The following is a 20,533-nucleotide window of genomic DNA, read 5'->3' on the forward strand; positions in this document are numbered from 1 at the left end:
GGAAAGCGAGCACCTGTAGCGGAAATCAACCGCCACTCGCTACATCCAGGAGCAACAATGTTTACGAAAACAGCCTTCTTTAAAGATCTAAAGTCTGTTTTCACGCTAGTTCCATTGGTGATTCACTTCGTTTTGGGCATAGGAAATGGAGGGGCACCTCTCAGGTGAAAAACCCTGTTTCAATTAAGTTAGTTCATAGTTATAATGTTTTTCACTCCCTTCCACTTCAACACCCATTGACCCTCACCCTTTATATAATGACGGGGATCAAAACTGGATACCTTGGGGTGAAAGGTTATAAACGGAAGAAGGCCGGGACAAAAGGGGTTCAGATTAAGAAAAATTCGATCGAGTGATTTGATAAAAATCCAACTCGTTCTGATTTTTAATTTTAGTGCTAAAGTTTAATCCATACATTAAGCAGGTTCTAGCTGTTGATTGGAGTGCAAGACGAAGACGCGGAAAAACGGAATAGGTAAGACCCCGCAGGAGCAGGAGCGTGAACGACGAGGAGACTTGCCTTCCGCCCGGAAAGCGAAGTCTTGCACGGAAATCGGGCAGCGGTGTAACACTTGATCTTATTGTTCGTCTTTAGAATATATAGATATAGTAATGTCCCAGCCTCTTTGAAGTTTCATAAGATAACCTTATAGATTTACATAACATAATCGTTATTAACTTATTAAATGATTTCAGCTAGCATAGAAGCTATAAAGAACGTTTTCATTACGAGGAGGATTCATTTGGAGAAACAATTGCACTTGAGGGAAGCTACTGAAAAAGATGTAGATTGTATTGTTGAAATGCTTGCTGATGATGTACTTGGAAAGCAGCGCGAGCGCTATGAACAGCCCCTTTCCCAAAGCTACCTACAGGCATTCAAAGCGATTGATATGGACCCCAATAATGAGTTGGTCGTCGCTTGTGCCGGAGATGAAGTAGTCGGGGTGCAGCAAATCACGTTCACTCCATACCTCACTCATCAAGGCGGTTGGAGAGCGACAATTGAAGGTGTCAGGACTTCTGCTTCTGTCAGAGGGGAAGGCGTGGGGACTAAGATGATCCAGTGGGCGATTGCCCGTGCTGAAAAACGCGGATGCCACCTTATTCAATTGACGACGGATAAACAAAGGCCGGATGCATTGAGATTTTATGAGAGACTGGGCTTTAAGCCAACCCATGAAGGATTGAAGCTTAAGCTGTAAGGCATGACAAAACGCTTGGGGAACCAAGCGTTTTTGGGCATTACTTTACTTCTACCAAAAACGAATAACTCCCGTCTCCCTGCTTCCAGTGGGCGACGAGATGATAGACAAAAATCCCTTTTTCCTTTGGAACGACGATCATATGATTCTGCACTTTCACGCTTTCTCCCTGCTCATTTCCGATCCATCGCTCTGCATTGATCTTTTCAGGTTTCTTTTGAAATTTCACTATGATTTTCTCACCAGGGGACACGACGGTTCGCTTCTTTTCTCCTGCCATTGCTGCCTCACTTGAATACGCCTTATCTACACACTGACTTGAAAAGAGTCCGTCCCAGCAGTAGGAACCTTCTGTTGTCGGTATGGAGACTCCCCCTGTTGTCACTTTCGGTGTCGGCGGAGCTGTACGGAACGGCTGGATGATAAACAGAAGGATTGCCATTGCAGCCATGATATTGCTAATGGCCAGTACCTTTCTCACACCATCCTCCCCCCTCTTTTTTAAAAATAGTTATCCTGAATAGTTTATTCAGCATAGAGGTTGATTAAGAATGCCAACTTATAAAAAAGTCCCTCCAGGTATGGCCCCCAAAAGTTAGAGTAGAAAACTGACTTTTGGGTTTAACCACCCCAAGGGACTTTCCTATAACGTAAACGGCGGAACAAATCTCCCGTCCACATCCGTAAAATCATATTCCTTCGCTAAATCTCCTGCCCTCAACGCACGTCCCGTCTTCTCCATCACGGCTTGATCCAAGGCAAGTGCCGTGATGGCACGTCCCACATAATGAGGGGTTTCAGATACCTTCAAGTCTTCGGATTCCTGCCAGTTTTCCTCCGTTACACCCATATGCTTGAGAACAAGCTCCGTCCTCATGAATCCCGGGGATACGGCCATGACGGCGATCCCGTCTTCTTTCAGCTCTTTGGAAAGTCCGTATGCCATGCGGACGAGGGCGTTTTTCGCCAAGTCATAATAGAACTGTCCCGTGTACCTGCCTTCATCCCAGAAAGTCGTATGAATGATGAGTGCCCCTTTATTTTCCCGGAGTAGGGGGATGGCGAAATGATTGGTCGCGAGCTGTGCCCTTACGCCTGCTGTGAACATCGTATCCCAATTCTCAAGAGACTGTTCCCAGAAAGCTCCTGGATTCACGCCGATATCATGTGCGCCCCATACGTTATTGATGAGAATATCAAGCTTCCCCTGCTCTTCACGGATTTGCTCGATGACTGCTTTCGTTTCGGCATCGACCGTATGATTACAGCGTACCGCGATCCCTGTACCACCGGCTTCATCAATCTGGGCTGCCGTGTCATCAATGGTACCTGGAAAGTTCTGAGTCGAATTCCCTCTCGTACTGCGCCCAGTCACATACACGGTTGCTCCTGCTTTCCCGAGTTCAATGGCAATCCCACGCCCCGCTCCCCGGCTTCCTCCCGTTACGAGTGCTACTTTTCCTGTCAGTGATTTCATTTAACCATTCCTTTCTTCATCTAAGATAACCCCATTATACGATTACATTCTTGACATCCTTTGTCATATTTCATTAAATAAAAGAAAATCCAAGAAAAAAGGTGAGATCTATGAGAGGCGATCGTTTGATATCCATTCTATTACTCCTTCAAACACATGGCCGGATGACGGCAAAGGAGCTTTCAGAGAAGCTGGAGGTTTCCGAGCGGACCATCCATCGGGATATGAATGCCCTGAGCGGGACCGGGATTCCCGTGGTGGCGGAACGTGGCCAAAAAGGCGGATGGTCGCTTCTTGAGGACTACCGCACGGACCTGACAGGGCTTAAGGAATCGGAAATCCGGGCATTGTTCGTATCCCCTTCTGTTCATCTCCTGGAGGACCTGGGTCTGACGAATACAACAGAAGAAGCAAGGAATAAACTGATGGCCTCCCTCCCATCCACATATCGCGAGAGCGGGAAGGATGTCTGGAACCGAATCCATATCGATACAAGCTCGTGGCGAAAACAGAAAAACAAGACGGCTTCCCTCCAAATCATCAAAGAGGCTGTCTTTCAAGAGATCAAATTGAGGATCACCTACGAACGGGCCGACGGTGAAAGGGATGAACGAATAGTGGAACCACTAGGCCTCGTAGCCAAAGGCGATCTCTGGTACCTCATCGCTGCCAAGGAAAGCGGAGAAATTCGGAATTACAGGGTATCACGTATTCGCCACACAGACACTTTGGACGAGGCGTTCCAAAGACCACGAGACTTCGATCTAGCCCAGTATTGGTCGTCCTCCACCCAATCCTTCATCTAAAGACTGCCCTCTTATGAAGTGAAAGTCCAGGTGGCGCCCCATCTATTATCCAGACTCACATTCACCGGAAGGTTTGCCCGGGTCCTCGAAGTCGGGGAACGAAGAGGTGGGGAGTGGATACCAGTGACGCTCTCCTTTGATACGGAAGAAGAGGCGAAAGGGTATCTCCTCGGGTTTGCCGATGGGGTGAAAGTGACGGAGCCTGCTGACCTAAAGGAAAAGATCCTGGAAATGGCTGAGGCAATACTTTCATTTTATCGCCGAATGGAATAATTCTCCCTTTTCTTCGATATGTTTTAAGAAACGTTTATCAAGGAGAATTCCCCATGAAAAACATCATTTTATTTGCGGATCCAGGCATTGATGATTCCGTCGCCATCATATATGCCCTGTTGAATCCGGATATTAAGGTCCTCGGCATCGTATCCAGCTACGGTAATGTCGGGAAGAAACAGGCAACGGATAACATCGCTTACTTGCTCAAGCTTGCCGATAGGACGGATATCCCGATCATCGGAGGTTCCAACAGCCCGTCATCCGGAAAAATCCCGACCTATTACCCTGAAATCCACGGAAAGGACGGTTTGGGACCAATCCGGCCTCCGGAAAACTTCGCCGGAGAACTCACCAACTTTTCCACCATCTACAAGATTATTAAGGAAAACGAAGACGTCACAATCGTCGATGTCGGAAGGAACACATCACTCGCTGCCCTTTATGTGTTAGGAGAAGATATCGCCAAGGATGTAAAAGAATTTTATATTATGGGAGGGGCTTTTTTCGTCCCTGGGAATGTGACGCCTTCAGCGGAAGCCAACTTCTACGGAGATCCGATTGCATCACAGCTAGTGGTCAAGGATCTTGACAATCTGTATATCGCCCCTCTGAACGTAACAAATAAGGCAATCGTCACTCTTGAACATATCAAGACCATCCAGGAGATGAACGGTAACCCCCTTGTCCAGATCATTGATGACGTCATGACCTATTATATCGACGCCTACAAGAAGCTGATACCCGGCATAAACGGTGCCCCCCTCCATGATGTCGTCACCCTTTCCCTGATGGCGAACCCCGACATGGGGAAAACCATCAGAAGGGACGTCGAAGTACTCACCTCAGGACTGGGTCAGGGTACATCCATCGCCGATTTCAGGGTCAGCTCAAAACCGGCTGAAAAGAATATTAACATTTACCTTGAGCTCGATTATCAGAAATTCATAGAGGATTTCATTCAGGTCATGACAAGGAAAAAGGGATGAGGCGATGGGTGCCTCATCCCTTTCTTTAAGATATGTGATTAATACATCAGAACTTGGATAAAGACAAACAACATAAAGATGGATACAGCAACTAACAGATAGCCTTTATACGACTTCCGATTCTTCTGGTATTCTTCTACTCCCATAATCACCATGAGAGCCGCCAACCCCGCCATCGTAAATGGAAGGAAATCGTTATTGTCCGAAAACAAACCATAGATCGCTACTGCCGCCACAATGATACTGATCGTTTTTCTCATTATTTCTAACATGGTTGATTCCGCAATTCTAAAGTTCCCTATTAAAAAAAGTGCCTGACCCCCTATTTCAGGTCAGACACATCTTTATCTACTTCGCGTCCTTATCCGGCTGATGAATCCCGAACACATTGCCTTCTGTGTCTATGTAATACCCCTGCCAAGCCATCCCTGGTAAGGCATACTTCGGCATGGCGACCTTACCGCCGTGTTCGAGAATGAGCTTTTCTGTTTCATCATAGTTTCCTACACCCATTGTACAGGAATACCCGTTCATCGGCTGATTCGGTTCAGGTGGTGGACTTTGACGCTGCATCAAGGCACCGTTGATCCCCATTTCATTCTCATCCCCTGTCACCGCCCCGACGTAAGGCATTCCGGCGTATTCACTCCAGTCCTCGAATTTCCATCCGAATACTTCCCCATAAAACGTCTTTGCCCGTTCCATATCATCCACATGTACTTCGAAATGTACCATTCTCCCCATTGTTCATACCCCCTGAAAAAATTATCATTCATTATAAGATTTCGGTGTTTAGGGAAGCAAACCTTCTTTTTTCCTTTTTCATAGAAAAGCCCATTATGCGATTCGTTTAAACTCCATTCAACATGACGGATTCCTCTTCCCTCTATAACTATTTACCGAAGACGCTCTATGATGGTCGCGTTCGCCATTCCGTGACCTTCGCACATCGTCTGCAGCCCATAACGCCCACCCGTTCGTTCAAGCTCGCTCATCATGGTCAGCATCAGACGTGCCCCGCTTGCGCCCAGGGGATGACCAAGGGCGATGGCGCCCCCATTCGGATTCAGTTTCTCAGGGTCTGCCCCTGTTTCCTTGAGCCAGGCCATCGGGACGGACGCAAAGGCTTCGTTGACCTCGAATACATCGATATCCTGAAGGGTCAATCCTGATTTCTTCAGCACTTTTTCAGTTGCCGGGATGGGCCCTGTCAACATCAGGGTAGGGTCAGAGCCGACCACTACCCGGGTATGAACCTTGAAGCGTGGTTTCAACCCCAGTTCCTCTGCCTTATCACGGCTCATCAACAAAAGGACAGCTGCCCCGTCACTGATTTGGCTCGCGTTTCCTGCATGGATGACACCATTTTCCTTAAAGACCGTCTTCAAGCCGGCCAAAACATCTGGAGTCGTCCCTTCCCTCGGACCGGAATCCTCGGTCACCGTTATGGTTTCCCCATTTTCATCAGTGACTTGAAGCGGCATGATTTCCTGTTTAAAACGTCCTTCCCCCTGGGCCTGCAATGCACGGCGATGACTTTCTGCGGAATATTCGTCAAGCTCCCTGCGGCCAAACCCATACTTCTCGGCAATCCGTTCCGCTGATAAGCCCTGGTGGATAATTTCGTAGCGTCCTTTCAGTTTCGGACTGAAAGGCTCGGCTTCCCCATAGTTGGAGCCCATTGGTACTCTTGACATATTCTCAACGCCCCCTGCGATCACGACATCCATGTCCCCTGCTAATATGGCCTGTGAGGCGAAATGGACGGCCTGCTGGCTCGACCCGCACTGGCGGTCGATGGTCGTACCGGGCACTTCAACGGGAAAGCCTGCAATCAGGGCAGCGACACGGGCGACATCCCCTGCCTGTTCCCCGGATTGTGAGACGCAGCCAAGAATGACGTCCTCCACAAGCCCAGGGTCGATCCCGGCTCGTTTGACCACCTCTTCAAGCACCTTTGCAGCAAGATCATCAGGACGGATATCCTTCAATAACCCCTTCCTTCTTCCGACGGGTGTTCTCACTCCTTCTACAATGACCACTTCACGCATATTCCATCTCCCTTTCTGTTAGTGAAAAATCTATAAACCTAAGTTCTTCGCAATGATCGTCTTCATGATTTCATTGGTTCCTGCGTAAATACTCGCGACCGGAATATCCCTGAATCTCCTCGCAATCTCGTACTCTTCCATATATCCATATCCCCCGTGGAGCTGCAGGCATTCCGCCGCAATCTTCTTCGCACTGTCCGTTAGCTTCCACTTGGCCATGGACACCTTTGTCACGATATCCTCCCCCGCCATATGCTCGGCGATCAATTGATCAAGGAATGCCCTGCCCATTTCGATTTCTGTTGCCATTTCCGCAATTTTGAACTGTGTATTCTGGAATTTGCTCACTGGTTTCCCGAATGCTTCACGGCTTTTCACATAGTCAATGGTCTGTTCGAGTATTACTTCCGATGCCGTCTGGGCACCAATCGCGACGAGCAGTCGTTCCTGCTGCAGCTTTTCCATTAAATAAACGAACCCTTTGCCTTCTTCTCCGAGGAGGTTTTCTTTCGGGACGCGACAGTCTTCAAAGATGAGTTCCGCCGTATCCTGGCAGTGCAGTCCCACTTTCTTCAGCTTCCTTCCCCGTGAAAAGCCGGGAGCATCGCGTTCAATTACAAGAAGACTGACACCTTTATGCTTCGGATTCGCTTTGGGGTCCGTTTTACAGGCAACCACGATGAGATCTGAATGGATTCCATTCGTAATGAACGTCTTCGCACCATTGACAATGTAGTGATCACCATCAAGGACCGCTGTCGTCTTGATATTCGCAAGATCCGACCCTGTTCCAGGCTCCGTCATGGCAATGGCCGTAATGATTTCGCCCGTGGCACATTTAGGAAGCCAGCGTTTCTTCTGCTCTTCCGTTCCATAGGCAGTGATATAAGGCACTACAATATCATTATGAAGTCCGATGCCCACAAGCCCTGATCCGACTCTCTCAATCTCTTCATTGATGATGACAGAGAATCCCCAGTCTACACCGCTCCCACCATATCGTTCTTCAATATCCGGACAGAGATAGCCCTGCTTCCCCATTTCCCTCCAGAAGGAACGGGGAATCATTCGATCCTCCTCCCACTGATCATAGCGGGGATACGCAACCTTTTCTAAAAACTTCCGTAATGACCTCCTGAACATGTCATGATCATCTGTTAAATAAAGATGTTTCATCGTACCCTCTCCTCTATGAATCGTGCATGTTGATTTTAGGAGACACCCATTCTTGGCATAGCTTCCTGTAATAAAACTTTATTTAAAGAAAGGTGTTCATAGTTAGGTATTTGCATATAAGTACTGTATCTGATTTACTCCCAGTTACAAACCCCACACTGTGTTGATTCTGAAAATTCAGTCTTGTATTCCCATTATAATCTATTCGGAATCCCGGGTCACTTCCTCTTTGACCTGACGGAATCGATTTTTCACTTATTTTAGATCACATTAAGGAGTGAGGTATCTTCCCCCTACCTCGGCTGCATGCGGATTCCCCCATCAAGTCGGATCGTTTCTCCGTTCAGCATCGGGTTCGTCAGGATCATTCCCACCAGCTGGGCATATTCATCAGGGTGTCCAAGTCGCTTAGGGAATGGAACCATTTTCCCAAGCGATTCAACCGCTTCCTCAGGTAACGATTCAAACATCGGCGTATGGAACAAACCGGGTGCAATCGTCATCATCCGGATGCCGTACGATGCAAGCTCCCTTGCGATCGGGAGGGTCATCCCAACGATGCCACCTTTTGAAGCACTGTAGGCTGCCTGTCCAATCTGGCCTTCAAATGCCGCTATTGATGCCGTATTGATGATGACACCTCTCTCCCCTAACTCGTTCGGTTCGTTGGTTGCCATGTGTTCCGTGGCCAAACGAATGACATTGAATGTACCGATCAGGTTAATGGAGATCACCTTGGAAAACATGTCGAGGGAATGAATTCCCTTCCTGGATAGCAGTTTGGAGGCTGGTCCGATGCCTGCACAATTGACGACAGTATTGATCGAGCCGAAACCTCCCACTGCTTTTTGAATGGCATTGGTCACGTCCTCCTCTTCTGTGACATCCGTGTGGATAAACATACTTTGATCCCCCAGCTCATCCACAAGGAACCTGCCTCTTTCATCCGATACATCCAATATAGCCGCTTTTCCTCCTCCCTGGATGATCTTCTTCACTGTCGCTTCCCCCAAGCCTGAAGCGCCACCTGTTACAATGGCAATGGACTCATTGATTTTCATTTTCATGCCCTCCCTTTTACTCTATTCACTTTATCCATCTAAGAAGCCTAGTAGGCCTATTTAAAACAGCCTTTACTAGTAGAGTACCATCTTAGACCGTAAAAGAAGATACTGAACATCTAAGGATGATAAAAAAATTGGAACCCACGTGATCCAACTAGGCAATCATCCCGTTAACTGACTGATTCTTTCTCAATTTCCACAAAGATTCACATGCTAATTGTGTGGAAATTGAGAAGTTTCTTTGTACATTGTGTTACATATCATCATTTTTTCACTTTTTTTCACAAGCAATCTATTGAACGTTGCCCCATGCTTATCTATTATTTAGTTGGTAAACGAAAGCGGAAAGGGTGATTACGATGCTGCCGATTGATCGACAAGAACAGATTTTAACTTGGCTGAAGGAAGAAGGAACACTTCGTGTATCTGATATCAGCTCCCGCCTTGATGTATCGGAAATGACCATCTATCGGGATCTAAAACCTCTGATGGATGCCAATAAAATCTGCAAGACTTCCAACGGTATTTCGACGATGGAATCTCACAGCCTCCCAGCTGATTCCTGTATGTATTGTCTGAAACCGACGACCTCCAGAAGATCCGTTCAACTTATAAAGAAGGATCACACCATTGAACTTACCTGCTGTCCGCACTGTGGATTACTTCGTTACGAAGACATCCAGGAAGAAGTCATGCAGATCCTCTGCCGGGATTTCCTGACGGATATGACCATCAGCGGAAAGACGGCCACTTACCTGATTGATGCAGACCTGAACTTGAACTGCTGTCAGCCACAGGTCATCGCCTTTGAATCCAGAAAGCAGGGCGAACAATTCCAGACCGGATTCGGAGGGAAACTCCACAATCTTCAACAAGCCATCACGGCGATCTCTAAAGACATGCAAGGATCGGGCTGCTGCCACGACTAAGAAAAGAGGAAAAACGATGGAAAAGAAATCATATCAAACGATTTGGAGATGGCACTTCTATGCGGGCCTCATTATCGCCCCGTTTCTATTGATCCTCGCTGTAACGGGATCGATTTACCTTTTCAAGCCCCAGATCGAACAGAATCTCTATCAAAAATACTACGAAGTCAATCCACAGGGTGAAAAGCTTCCAGCAACCGAACTCATCGACAAAGTGAAAACGCTTCATCCTAATGCACAGATCACAAGCTTCCGCCCCGGGGAAAGTGCCGACCGTTCCAGTGAAATCGGCATCAGTACAGATGAAGGTTCTAGGACGGTCTTCTTGAATCCTTACACAGGAAAGTCACTGGGTGAATTGAAGCCTGAGGACCGGATCATGAATAAAGTCGAAGAAATCCACGGGGAGCTGATGGCAGGTACCATCGGCGACCGCATTGTCGAACTTGTCGCCTGCTGGGCTGTCGTCCTGATTATCACAGGATTATTCCTATGGTTCCCCCGTAAGAAAGACAAGCTATCAGGCGTGTTCCTTCCCCGCTTCAATAAAGGAAAGAAGATCTTCAGAAGGGATCTTCACGCCGTACCGGCTTTCTGGGTCACAGCGGGAATGCTGTTCCTGATCATGACAGGTCTGCCTTGGTCCGGCTTCTGGGGAGCCAATTTCCAGAATCTCATGACGAACGCAGGAGCCGGATATCCCCCGTCCATCTGGAGTGGGGAAGCTCCACAGTCCGTCGTCCAAACAAAGGAAATCGCCGACGTCCCTTGGGCAGCGGAGAACCTCGAAGTCCCTGTATCGGCCCTTGAAGGGTATACACCACTATCATTGAACGATATCGTCAACATTGCTGAAAGAGAAGGCATCGATCCGAGCTATAAAGTCTACATCCCACAGGATAAAAACGGAGTCTATACATTATCCGCTTTCCCTGCGAAAGCTCAGAATGAAGTCACGATGCACATCGATCAGTATACAGGAGCCGTACTTGCTGATTACCGATTCAATCACTACGGGATCGGCGGGAAAATCGTCGCCATGGGGATCACCCTCCATACAGGTACACAGTTCGGGTTCATCAATCAGCTGATCAGCCTGCTCATCTGCCTTGGCATCATGCTTGTGGCAGTAAGCGGATTCTATCTGTGGCTTAAACGGAAACCAAAAAAAGAAATGGGGGCACCGAAATCACCAGGCATCCTGAAGATGAAGTACTTCCTGCTCGTCATGATTGCACTCGGGATCCTTTTCCCACTTGTCGGGGCTTCCTTGATTGTCGTTCTCTTTCTTGACCGGTTGTTGATCAAAAAAATCCCTGCTACGAAAAAATTCTTCGGTGCGGCATAAGAAAGGACGATGCGATATGAAAACAATCTTAAAATATGGTAGTATCCTCATTTTTTGCACGCTACTCGGTGCCTGCGCCCCGAAGGAAGATGCAGCGGAATTGTACCATCGGGAAGCGCCTCTTCAGGCGGATATTACGATGCCTGACAATTTTTCCGGACATGATCCAATCAAGATCCAAATCACACAGGACAACAAGAAAGTCGCTGATGCCGACTATGTTCATGTGGAAATCTGGAAAGGGGACGGTTCCTTCCACGATGATATGGAAGAAGCCGACAATGCAGGAGATGGAGTCTACACGTTCCATAAGAATTTGAGTGAAGATGGCTTGTATTACATTAAAGTCCACGCGGCAAACAACGGTTCAGCCATTATGCCGACCTTGCCCTTTGCAGTAGGGAAATTATCCAAAGCAGACGTCGAAGCCTTGAATGATCAAGCTCCGGCTGAAAGTGAAGAGCACAGTCAGCACCATTAATGTTTAAAGATCGAAAGCCCACGCTGCTTTCGATCTTTTTTGGACAGAATAGGAGATGTCCAGTTTGCTATAATGGTCATAAAAAGGGGATGTAATTTCTATGATTATCCGAGAAACCAAAGACTCTTTCCTTATGATCAAACAACATGACCACGCCTATGTATCCGGCGAAACGATCAAACATGTCAATAAGAATCTATTAAAAGCAGATGACCTCTTCGATGATGTCGTATACGCAGCCCATCAGCATGACCGGAGCTGGATCGGACTCGACCACACGCCAATCTGGAACGACGAAAAGCAGATACCCTTCACCTTCTCAGATTATCCCCTTCTCCCGAAACTTGCATTCTATAAAATGGGTGTGGATGAAATCGAGGCGATCAATCTCTATGCGGCACTCCTGTGCAGTCTCCATTTCTGCTCCTTTTTTGCCAAATCGAAGGATCCGCACTGCCTGCAATTTTTGCAAGATGAAGCATCAAGGCAGAAGACTATCCGAAAACATCTGCCGGAGCTCGATGAAGAACTGCTCATCCAGCACTTTCAGCTCCTTCAACTTTCAGATAATCTATCACTCTACTTTTGCCTGAACGAGCCGGGATTGGAGAAAGAAAACGAGCACCCGTGGTTCAAGGACGGATTTAAGAATACGGAAGGCTTTCATTCCGGGAATCAAAAGCTAAAAGCCAGATGGGTGAATGAGCATGAGGTGACGTTGGAGGATTATCCTTTTGAAACGGATTTTCAAGTAACCCTGCCTTATAAAATAGTGGACAAGACGGCGATCCGGAAGATGGGCATCGCAGAGGCCTATAAGGAGAGCCGATTGGAGAAACATACGATTTTCATCAGAAAATAAAGAAGACCCTGCCATCAGGGTCTTCACTCGTTATCAAGAAGAAACCGATGCCTTCACTTCCACTTCCGGCACCGCTTTCGCTTCCAATGTTTTCATAATCATATGATACATGATAGTCCCTGTCATCCCGAGGACCAACAGGATGCCTCCCATCATCATTGGACTCACCCATTCCCCTACGATGATAAGAAGGGATGCAATGATCATGGCTCCATAAAAGGTCAGGCTGTAGAAGGCCATATACGTACTGCGGGCGTTGGACGGAGCCAGGTCCCCGATCATCGCCTGCTTGATCGGCACATACATGAGCTCCCCGAACGTTCCGACAAAACCAAGGATAAAGAGGAATACAATATTACTCGTGAAAGCAAAGGCGCTGAAACAAACGGAAAAGATGAACATTCCCGTCACAAGCGTCCAGCGGTCACTCCACTTTTTGAACAGAAATAAAACGACGGCGGATAAGAGCACGACGATGATCGTATTCTCCGTTCTCAGGAATCCGAGCATCCGCGTACCGTCAAGCATGAAGTCAAAGCCTAAGAGAGAAACCTGCTGCTCAGGGATATCCCTCTCGAGACGAATCCCCACATAATTGGTCAGGGATTGCTCCAGGGTGAAAATGAAAACGGCACCGAGGATATACATCATAAATAATTTATCCTTTAATACGGTTGAATAGCTTTGAACCATTCTGTTGGATGAAGAATTGGTTTCAGTGGCGGCAGGTTCAGGTGTGTAGGTTTCTGAGATGAAGAAGATGGTGATCAGGACGGACAGGAGGGTGATTCCTGTGATCCCTAGAAACAGCTCAAACAGATAGGCTTTAAATAGAAACGCTCCGATGATGCCCCCGATGGCCGTCGCAAGGTTTCCGAGCCAGTAGCTGACGGTGAAAACGAGTTTTCGTGAATCTGAATCCGTCACATCGATGATCATCGCTTGTGCCGCAGGCTGGAACATTCCGCCGGCAAACATATTAAGGACGAAGAACGCCGCAGTTACATATGGCAAATCGAACCACGGTGAATTGCAAAAGGCAATGCAGAAGTATGTTCCCATGATGCCGAGTTCAGCCAGAATCATAATCTTCCGGCGACCGATTTTATCGGAAATATGACCTCCAATAAAGCCGCCGATGATTCCGCTGATGACAATCAGGACTAAGATGATCCCGGTTTGGGTGGCCCCGATCTTCTGGGCGAAATAGATGGCCATGAACGGAATGACGGCCATGGATACAAGTCCACCGAGGAACTGCATGGCAAGCCGCAGCTTCAGGTTGGGATGAATATCGCGGATTCTCATGACACATCCCACCCTTCCGTCACAGGACCGAATAGCCGCAGGGCCTGTAGTTTCATATTACTCCAGATCAGATTCGTATGTTCGTCGATGAAGGTCAGTCGCAACCCATTCAATAAGGAAATATACGATTGAGCCATCAGCACCGGCGACCCTCCATAGAAGCATCCCTCCTTCTGTCCTCTTTCAATAACAGGATAAATGCGTTCTGTAAACACATCGACAAAGGCACTCAGCTCCGCAAACAGCACGGGATACCTGTCCGGCCTCGCCAATACCTGCTGGGAGAGGCGCAGGAAATCCTTTTTCCTTGCAAATACATCCAGCTGGCAGTCAATCATTTCACTGACCATCTCCATGGGGGTGCCACTATATCGTTCCTCAATCTCAATGAAATAAGGCTTGATCTCCTCCAGTGGCTCAATAATTGCTGCTTCAAAGAGGATCTCTTTTGTAGCAAAGTATGTGAACACGGATCCGAAGCTGACCCCCGCTTCCTTCGCAATGGCCGAAATGGTCGTCTCGGCAAATCCATTTTCGCTGTATAGTTTGACGGCTGCTCCAAGGATGGCCGCTCTCTTTTTCATCATCTTTTCCTCACGAGACATGATGTTCCCCCCCTTTTTTAAAATTGATTGATTAATCAATCTTTATTTTACTGTTAGATATTTCCATGGTTAATGATTATTTTTCGACAAAAAAAGGGTTGCTTTCTCATGTACCCAGACACGAGAAAGCAAACCTTTTCATTCATCAAACGCCCCGTTCATTCGGACCAGAAGTTCCCCGAACATTTCCTTCTCCTCATCTGACCAGCCTTCCAGCAGTCCCTCATACCACTGGAGCCTCATCCGGCTATCGTCGGCAAGCTTTTCTTTCCCGAGCACCGTCAGATCAAATAAGCTTACGCGTCCGTCACTTGGATCGGAAAACCGCTGGATGAGCTTCTTCGATTCAAGGGCGGCCGCTTGTCTTGATAACGTCGAAATATCTAGTTGAAACGCTTGTGCAAGTTCCTTTAATCGTGAGGGCCCATGTTCATCGAGCTGCCTCATCAACAAATAAGCCGACCGCTCCAATATCCCGATTTTCCGTTCAGATTGATCCCTGAAAACCGCCTTTCTAATAAGACTGGTCAATTCATATTCAATCCGTTTGATCTCTTTGGACACAGATGTCCCTCCTTATCATTGACAACGAACCAAGTACTTGTATAATACAAGTATATAGTTGTATCATACAAGTAATACAGGGGGATGTAAAGCGTTTTCATTGAAAGGTGGGAAAAAAGGTCTTCTTATCAGAAGAGCCTGTTTTATGAAAATCATTCGTATACTCATCCAAATCGGCATATTATATGCCTTTTCCTTTATAGGCAGCGTCATTGAGCAGCTCCTTCATATCCCGGTACCCGGAAGCATCATTGGACTGATTCTGCTTCTTATTGGCTTATCCCTAAAGATTGTCCCTGTGATCATCGTGGAGGATGGAGCAAGCTTTTTACTCGCCATCCTGCCGTTGTTATTCATCCCGGCCATGACGGGGGTCATGAACTACCCGTCTCTTCTATCCGGGAACGGTGCCATCCTCTTTCTCATTGTAGTGATAAGCACCATTGTGACCATGGCTGTATCCGGTTTTGCCGGTCAGCATTTAGAAAAACGATCTGAAAGAAGGGAACAAGCATGCAGCAAGCACTGATCGCCATCGTGATTATCTCCCTCACCTCACTCCTTTATTTTGCCATGGTGAAGGTGTATCAGCGATTTTCCTATCCGATGCTGATCCCTGTCCTGACCACAACGATTGTGATTATCGGACTTTTGGCGAGTATGCATCTTTCATATGATGATTATATGATCGGCGGTCAGTGGATCCACTCACTGCTTGGTCCGGCAGTCGTCGCCCTTGCCTACCCCTTGTATAAGCAGCGGACGATCCTGATGAAGTATCGTTTCCCCATTATCGGCGGTGTGATCGCGGGACTCTTGACGGGAATGATAAGCGGACTCTTATTTGCACGGTTACTCGGCATCGACCGTGACCTGATTCTGTCCATTGTGCCAAAGTCCATCACCACGCCTGTAGCCATTCAGATTGCATCGGGTCTTGGAGGCATCCCTTCCATGACCGTGATCTTCGTCATGATCGCCGGCTTCTCCGGCGTTATTCTGGGGCCGCTGATCTTAAAGATGGGTCGCATCCACAGCTCACTCGGCCAGGGAATTGCCCTCGGCAGCGCATCCCACGCCCTTGGTACCTCGAAAGCGATGGAATACGGGGAATTGACCGTCTCGATGAGCTCGGTGTCCATGACGTTGAGCGCCCTTCTTGGTTCAGTGGTTGGTCCGATTGTGGTGTGGGTATTTCACGTTTGAGGATGATGCTACGAGTAGACGCGCGTAAAGGTTGTTGGACAAACCGGATGAAATACCTGAAATGAGAATTAAATAATGGATATCCGGATCATAAAGGAAGAAAAACATCTCCTATAAGAGGTTCACATGTATGGAAACAATAATCCATACACCCAATCGTACAAAAAGACCCACACGGGTCTTTTTGTACTTTTCCGTTTACGCAACAGCAGTAACGAACAGAATGATACCAAGTATCAAACATTGAAAGGACCAACGATATGTCAAAAATCAAAATTGGCTATTCCCTTTTGATCATTATGATCTTAGTAATCATTCTGTCGTATTTCACCATCAATCCGATCGGGGGTAAAAACCGGGAAGGTGACGCCCATTCCCTGATTTCCGACATGACCCTCGACGAAAAAATTGGTCAGATGCTTGTAGCCGGCGTCAATGGCACCCAAATGGATGAACCGACGAAGAATTTAATCCAGAAGCATAAAGTCGGGGGATTCATCTTCTTCACTGATCATTTGCAGGAACCCGATCAAACCATTCAATTCCTGAATGACATGAAGGAAGCCAACAAAGAAAATCCCCTTCCTCTCCTTTTGAGCGTAGACCAGGAAGGTGGGAATGTAACTAGGCTGCCTGGAGGACTCTCGGACTTCCCTACCAATCAAAAAATCGGAGAGACGAATAATCCTGACGTGTCCTACGAAGTGGGGACCCTTCTCGGTAAGGAACTGAAAGAGTTCGGATTCAATCTGAACTTCGCCCCAGTGCTTGACGTAAACAGCAACCCTGATAATCCGATCATCGGCGACCGGTCCTTCAGCCCGGATCCTGATATCGTCAGCGAATTAGGGGTTCAGACAATGAAAGGGATTCAATCAGAAAACATTCTGTCATCAATTAAGCATTTCCCTGGTCACGGTGATACTTCCGTGGATTCACATCTTGCCCTTCCCGTTGTCAACAAGAGCCTTCAGGAACTGGAATCCATGGAACTGGTTCCATTCAAGCGAGCCATCAATGATGGAGCCGACCTTATCATGGTGGCACATATTCTGCTTCCCAAGTTTGATGACACGTATCCGTCCTCCTTATCGAAGGCAATCGTGACCGGTCTTTTACGAAAAAAACTAAACTATCATGGGGTCGTCATCACCGATGATATGACGATGAAAGCCATTACGGACAACTACGGAATGGGAGAAGCAGCAGTGCAAACCGTCAAAGCCGGCAGCGACCTGGTCCTCATCGCCCATGACGCCCGTAAAGCCGAAGCGGCGATTGTGGCGCTGAAATCAGCAGTGAAAAAAGGAGAAATATCCGAAGAACGAATTGACGAAAGCGTCAAGAGAATCATTCAATTGAAACAAACCTACCATCTGGAAGATACCCAAATTGATGAGGTCGACCTCACGGAACTGAATCAAGAGATTGAATCAGTGAATAAAAAGCTCCAATAATAAAAAACAAAGCGGATTTCTCTTTTGAAGAAATCCGCTTTATCTGTTCATTCAGACAGCAGTCTTTCAAAGATGATCTCATAATCTGTCGGCTTTCCGTGCCCGTTGTACTTGAGGGGAAGCACCTGGACGAGCCGCCATCCTTCAGCAGCATACTCCTCGATGATTTCCCTGTGCTTCGGCTCGGTGAAAAAACCGCCTAAACTGGTTTGGACGTATGTATATTCATACATGGTTGCACCTCCGTGTGTTTACTTACTATACGATCATGCCACCCCGGTAGTTTCATTTATCTTTGCTGTATTGAATTTTATAACTAAAGAACTATTTTCAGAAAATTCTATTTTTGCTATATTTATGAATGCAAACGTTTTCATATTAAGGAAGGAGAATGATTAAATGAAATTAACGATGAAAGTCACGTCCACGGTACTTGCGCTGATGTTAGTATGTGGCCCCTTTTTGAACGTTAGTGCAAACGCTTACACAAATGGGACCATGATGCAGTATTTCGAGTGGTACCTGCCAAATGACGGGAATCATTGGAACAAGCTCAATACGGATGCTGGAAGTTTAAAAAATGCTGGAATTACCGCCGTCTGGATTCCACCCGCATATAAGGGGACTTCCCAGAATGATGTCGGATACGGAGCTTACGATCTATATGATCTCGGGGAATTCAATCAAAAGGGAACCGTACGTACTAAATATGGTACAAAGCAACAGTTAAAAAATGCGATCAGTTCCCTTCATCAAAACGATATCCAGGTTTATGGGGACGTGGTGATGAATCATAAAGGCGGTGCAGATTATACTCAAAATGTTACGGCAGTAGAAGTCGATCCTAACAATCGGAATAACGAAACATCAGGTGAGTATCAAATCCAGGCATGGACCGGCTTTAACTTTCCGGGGCGCAACAATATGTATTCCAACTTTAAATGGCAATGGTACCACTTTGATGGGACAGATTGGGATCAGTCCCGTAGTCTGAGCAGAATCTATAAGTTTAGAGGCGACGGTAAAACATGGGATTGGGAGGTTTCATCCGAGAATGGAAATTATGACTATTTAATGTATGCTGATGTTGACTACAATCATCCAGAGGTTGTTCAGGAAATGAAAACCTGGGGAACATGGTATGCGAATGAATTAAACCTGGACGGATTCCGTCTCGATGCCGTTAAGCATATCAAATACTCTTTTCTTCAGGATTGGATTTCAAGTGTTAGAAGTAATACGAATAAAGAAATGTTCACCGTTGCAGAATTCTGGAAGGATGATTTAGGGGCTATTCAAAACTATCTTTCCAAAACAGGGTATTCTCAATCTGCTTTCGATGTCCCACTCCACTACAATTTCTACGATGCCTCAAAAGGTGGCGGGTACTTCGATATGAGAACCATCCTGAACGGAACATTGGTCGCTTCTAATCCTACTAAAGCCGTCACTATCGTGGACAATCATGATTCACAGCCGGGACAGGCATTGGAGTCAACCGTAATGGATTGGTTTAAGCCACTTGCCTATGCATTTATCCTGACTAGATCCAGTGGGTACCCTACACTATTCTACGGAGATTATTACGGCACTAAAGGAAACTCTACTTATGAAATCCCGCCGCAAAAGTCAAAATTGGATCCGCTTCTCCGAGCCAGAAAAGACTATGCTTATGGAACACAAAAAGACTACATCGACCATCCCGATATCATAGGCTGGACAAGGGAAGGAGATAGTGAGCACATGAAATCCGGTCTTGCTACCCTCATCACCGACGGTCAGGGTGGAAACAAATGGATGTATGTAGGTACCAAAAACTCGGGAGAAACGTGGTATGATCTTACCGGCAACTCGACTTCCAAAGTGACGATCAATCATGACGGGTGGGGTAATTTCAGTGTAAATGGCGGTTCTGTTTCTGTTTACGTGCAACAGTAGCGCACTATCCACAAGAGAACATTGCTAGTGATGTTCTTTTGTGGTTTCAACCTGATAAAGCTCAAGCAATCTTGCAACTACCCTTATCACCACATTTGGTTCATCCCTTTGTATATAATGCGCACTATTCTTCGCAGGCACATATTCACCCCTAGAAGAAATCAGTGCCAGCTCCCTCTGCATATCATTCCACAAATTCTGGGACACTTCAGAATAATGATCTTTTTTACCAGCGGATAGCACGATTACCGGCATACTTAGAGTCTCCCTATATTCTTTTAACTGCCCCAGGCTTTCCATGAATTCATCGTAATTGCCTTCACGAACAAATTGCCTGTGATAGGCTTTCTGGAAATCGCTTGGCATCGTAGGAAGGAAACGTTCCCTATAATCCACCGGAGTTGAGTCAACCAGCACCAAACCCGCGACCTCTTCCGGATATTCATGAGCGTATACACTCACATTCACTCCTCCGAAAGAGTGACCGACCAATATGTAAGGAGGCTTGATATTCAAGCCACACAACAATTCCTTCAGCTCTCTTACCATCTCGCGGCTCGTCCTCCGATTTGGACTCTTCCCGCTTTTCCCTAGTCCGGCGCGGTCATATACCAGTACTTCTGATATTACCGATAACTCCCCGATCACCGGATTCCACGCTTTGGAATAATCGCCGTATCCGGCATCCATCACCACAGTGGGTTTACCGTTTTTCTTCCCTATCCGTTTGGCGTATAATTTGAAATCGTTCACCGGTACAAGTGCTTCTTTCGTCATTTTTCCTGAGTCCTCTC

22 protein-coding genes and 1 pseudogene are annotated in these 20,533 nt (G+C 46.9%); 11 read left to right on the plus strand and 12 right to left on the minus strand.

From position 1 onward, the window contains the following. Positions 1-743: 743 nt before the first annotated feature. A complete protein-coding gene (locus tag JI667_RS08045; RefSeq protein ID WP_206851892.1) occupies positions 744-1,205 on the plus strand; it encodes a GNAT family N-acetyltransferase in 462 nt (153 codons plus the stop codon). Between the two features lie 40 nt (positions 1,206-1,245). Here the strand turns inward: JI667_RS08045 and JI667_RS08050 are convergent, their stop codons facing one another. Continuing rightward, positions 1,246-1,686 (minus strand): hypothetical protein, encoded by a 441-nt coding sequence (locus JI667_RS08050; RefSeq protein ID WP_206851893.1) that lies wholly within the window; start codon positions 1,684-1,686, stop codon positions 1,246-1,248. A gap of 162 nt (positions 1,687-1,848) precedes the next feature. Continuing rightward, the gene (locus JI667_RS08055) at positions 1,849-2,682 is read right to left on the minus strand and encodes an SDR family NAD(P)-dependent oxidoreductase (RefSeq protein WP_206851894.1); all 834 of its coding nucleotides are present in this window, start codon (positions 2,680-2,682) and stop codon (positions 1,849-1,851) included. A gap of 110 nt (positions 2,683-2,792) precedes the next feature. On the opposite strand from JI667_RS08055, the pseudogene JI667_RS08060 reads away from it, so the two are divergent. Both JI667_RS08060 and JI667_RS08065 read left to right on the plus strand, forming a co-directional pair. After that, positions 2,793-3,761: pseudogene (locus tag JI667_RS08060) on the plus strand (helix-turn-helix transcriptional regulator). Between the two features lie 53 nt (positions 3,762-3,814). Beyond that, positions 3,815-4,750: a nucleoside hydrolase gene (locus JI667_RS08065; RefSeq protein WP_206851895.1), complete on the plus strand. Its 936-nt coding sequence runs from the start codon at positions 3,815-3,817 to the stop codon at positions 4,748-4,750. Positions 4,751-4,788: 38 nt separating this feature from the next. Here the strand turns inward: JI667_RS08065 and JI667_RS08070 are convergent, their stop codons facing one another. The 5 genes from JI667_RS08070 to JI667_RS08090 form a co-directional block, all read right to left on the minus strand. Continuing rightward, positions 4,789-5,022: a DUF3953 domain-containing protein gene (locus JI667_RS08070; RefSeq protein ID WP_206851900.1), complete on the minus strand. Its 234-nt coding sequence runs from the start codon at positions 5,020-5,022 to the stop codon at positions 4,789-4,791. A gap of 76 nt (positions 5,023-5,098) precedes the next feature. After that, positions 5,099-5,494, minus strand: a complete 396-nt coding sequence (locus JI667_RS08075; protein ID WP_206851901.1) for a VOC family protein — start codon at positions 5,492-5,494, stop codon at positions 5,099-5,101. Positions 5,495-5,646: 152 nt separating this feature from the next. After that, the gene (locus JI667_RS08080; RefSeq protein ID WP_206851903.1) at positions 5,647-6,801 is read right to left on the minus strand and encodes a thiolase family protein; all 1,155 of its coding nucleotides are present in this window, start codon (positions 6,799-6,801) and stop codon (positions 5,647-5,649) included. Positions 6,802-6,831: 30 nt separating this feature from the next. Then, complete coding sequence (locus tag JI667_RS08085) at positions 6,832-7,977, minus strand: acyl-CoA dehydrogenase family protein (protein WP_206851904.1); 1,146 nt, start codon at positions 7,975-7,977, stop codon at positions 6,832-6,834. Between the two features lie 293 nt (positions 7,978-8,270). Continuing rightward, a complete protein-coding gene (locus tag JI667_RS08090) occupies positions 8,271-9,038 on the minus strand; it encodes a 3-hydroxyacyl-CoA dehydrogenase (RefSeq protein WP_206851907.1) in 768 nt (255 codons plus the stop codon). 362 nt (positions 9,039-9,400) lie between these two features. Here JI667_RS08090 and JI667_RS08095 point away from each other — a divergent pair, with 362 nt between their 5' ends. The 4 genes from JI667_RS08095 to JI667_RS08110 all read left to right on the plus strand — a co-directional run bounded on the left by JI667_RS08095 (position 9,401) and on the right by JI667_RS08110 (position 12,661). Beyond that, positions 9,401-9,970, plus strand: coding sequence for a DeoR family transcriptional regulator (locus JI667_RS08095; protein WP_206851909.1), 570 nt, complete (start codon positions 9,401-9,403; stop codon positions 9,968-9,970). A 16-nt stretch (positions 9,971-9,986) separates the two neighbouring features. Next, the gene (locus tag JI667_RS08100; protein ID WP_206851910.1) at positions 9,987-11,318 is read left to right on the plus strand and encodes a PepSY-associated TM helix domain-containing protein; all 1,332 of its coding nucleotides are present in this window, start codon (positions 9,987-9,989) and stop codon (positions 11,316-11,318) included. A 16-nt stretch (positions 11,319-11,334) separates the two neighbouring features. Further along, complete coding sequence (locus JI667_RS08105; protein ID WP_206851911.1) at positions 11,335-11,799, plus strand: FixH family protein; 465 nt, start codon at positions 11,335-11,337, stop codon at positions 11,797-11,799. A 100-nt stretch (positions 11,800-11,899) separates the two neighbouring features. Further along, a complete protein-coding gene (locus JI667_RS08110) occupies positions 11,900-12,661 on the plus strand; it encodes a DUF3891 family protein (RefSeq protein ID WP_206851912.1) in 762 nt (253 codons plus the stop codon). A 33-nt stretch (positions 12,662-12,694) separates the two neighbouring features. Here JI667_RS08110 and JI667_RS08115 read toward each other — a convergent pair whose 3' ends face one another. The 3 genes from JI667_RS08115 to JI667_RS08125 form a co-directional block, all read right to left on the minus strand. After that, positions 12,695-13,969, minus strand: a complete 1,275-nt coding sequence (locus JI667_RS08115; RefSeq protein WP_206851913.1) for an MFS transporter — start codon at positions 13,967-13,969, stop codon at positions 12,695-12,697. Further along, positions 13,966-14,574, minus strand: coding sequence for a TetR/AcrR family transcriptional regulator (locus JI667_RS08120; RefSeq protein WP_206851914.1), 609 nt, complete (start codon positions 14,572-14,574; stop codon positions 13,966-13,968). The genes JI667_RS08115 and JI667_RS08120 overlap by 4 nt, the downstream gene beginning before the upstream one ends. A 138-nt stretch (positions 14,575-14,712) precedes the next feature. Next, positions 14,713-15,138: a MarR family winged helix-turn-helix transcriptional regulator gene (locus tag JI667_RS08125; protein WP_206851915.1), complete on the minus strand. Its 426-nt coding sequence runs from the start codon at positions 15,136-15,138 to the stop codon at positions 14,713-14,715. Between the two features lie 145 nt (positions 15,139-15,283). On the opposite strand from JI667_RS08125, the gene JI667_RS08130 reads away from it, so the two are divergent. The 3 genes from JI667_RS08130 (at position 15,284) to nagZ (ending at position 17,801) form a co-directional block, all read left to right on the plus strand. Next, positions 15,284-15,667, plus strand: coding sequence for a CidA/LrgA family holin-like protein (locus JI667_RS08130; protein WP_206851916.1), 384 nt, complete (start codon positions 15,284-15,286; stop codon positions 15,665-15,667). Next, positions 15,652-16,344 (plus strand): LrgB family protein, encoded by a 693-nt coding sequence (locus JI667_RS08135; protein WP_206851917.1) that lies wholly within the window; start codon positions 15,652-15,654, stop codon positions 16,342-16,344. The genes JI667_RS08130 and JI667_RS08135 overlap by 16 nt, the downstream gene beginning before the upstream one ends. Positions 16,345-16,604: 260 nt before the next feature. After that, on the plus strand, positions 16,605-17,801 hold the full coding sequence (gene nagZ / locus JI667_RS08140; RefSeq protein ID WP_206851919.1) for a beta-N-acetylhexosaminidase: 1,197 nt from the start codon (positions 16,605-16,607) through the stop codon (positions 17,799-17,801). Positions 17,802-17,848: 47 nt separating this feature from the next. On the opposite strand, the gene JI667_RS08145 is transcribed toward nagZ, so the two are convergent. Next, positions 17,849-18,034 (minus strand): DUF4177 domain-containing protein, encoded by a 186-nt coding sequence (locus JI667_RS08145; RefSeq protein WP_206851921.1) that lies wholly within the window; start codon positions 18,032-18,034, stop codon positions 17,849-17,851. 166 nt (positions 18,035-18,200) lie between these two features. Between JI667_RS08145 and amyS the strand changes: the two genes are divergently transcribed. After that, positions 18,201-19,739 carry an alpha-amylase gene (amyS, locus tag JI667_RS08150; RefSeq protein ID WP_206851922.1) on the plus strand — a complete coding sequence of 513 codons (1,539 nt, stop codon included), beginning with the start codon at positions 18,201-18,203 and terminating at the stop codon, positions 19,737-19,739. A 24-nt stretch (positions 19,740-19,763) separates the two neighbouring features. Here amyS and JI667_RS08155 read toward each other — a convergent pair whose 3' ends face one another. Then, positions 19,764-20,516 carry an alpha/beta fold hydrolase gene (locus tag JI667_RS08155; RefSeq protein ID WP_206851923.1) on the minus strand — a complete coding sequence of 251 codons (753 nt, stop codon included), beginning with the start codon at positions 20,514-20,516 and terminating at the stop codon, positions 19,764-19,766. Positions 20,517-20,533: the final 17 nt, after the last annotated feature.

It is taken from the genome of Bacillus sp. NTK074B (assembly GCF_017303375.1).
Lineage (GTDB): Bacteria > Bacillota > Bacilli > Bacillales > Bacillaceae_B > Rossellomorea.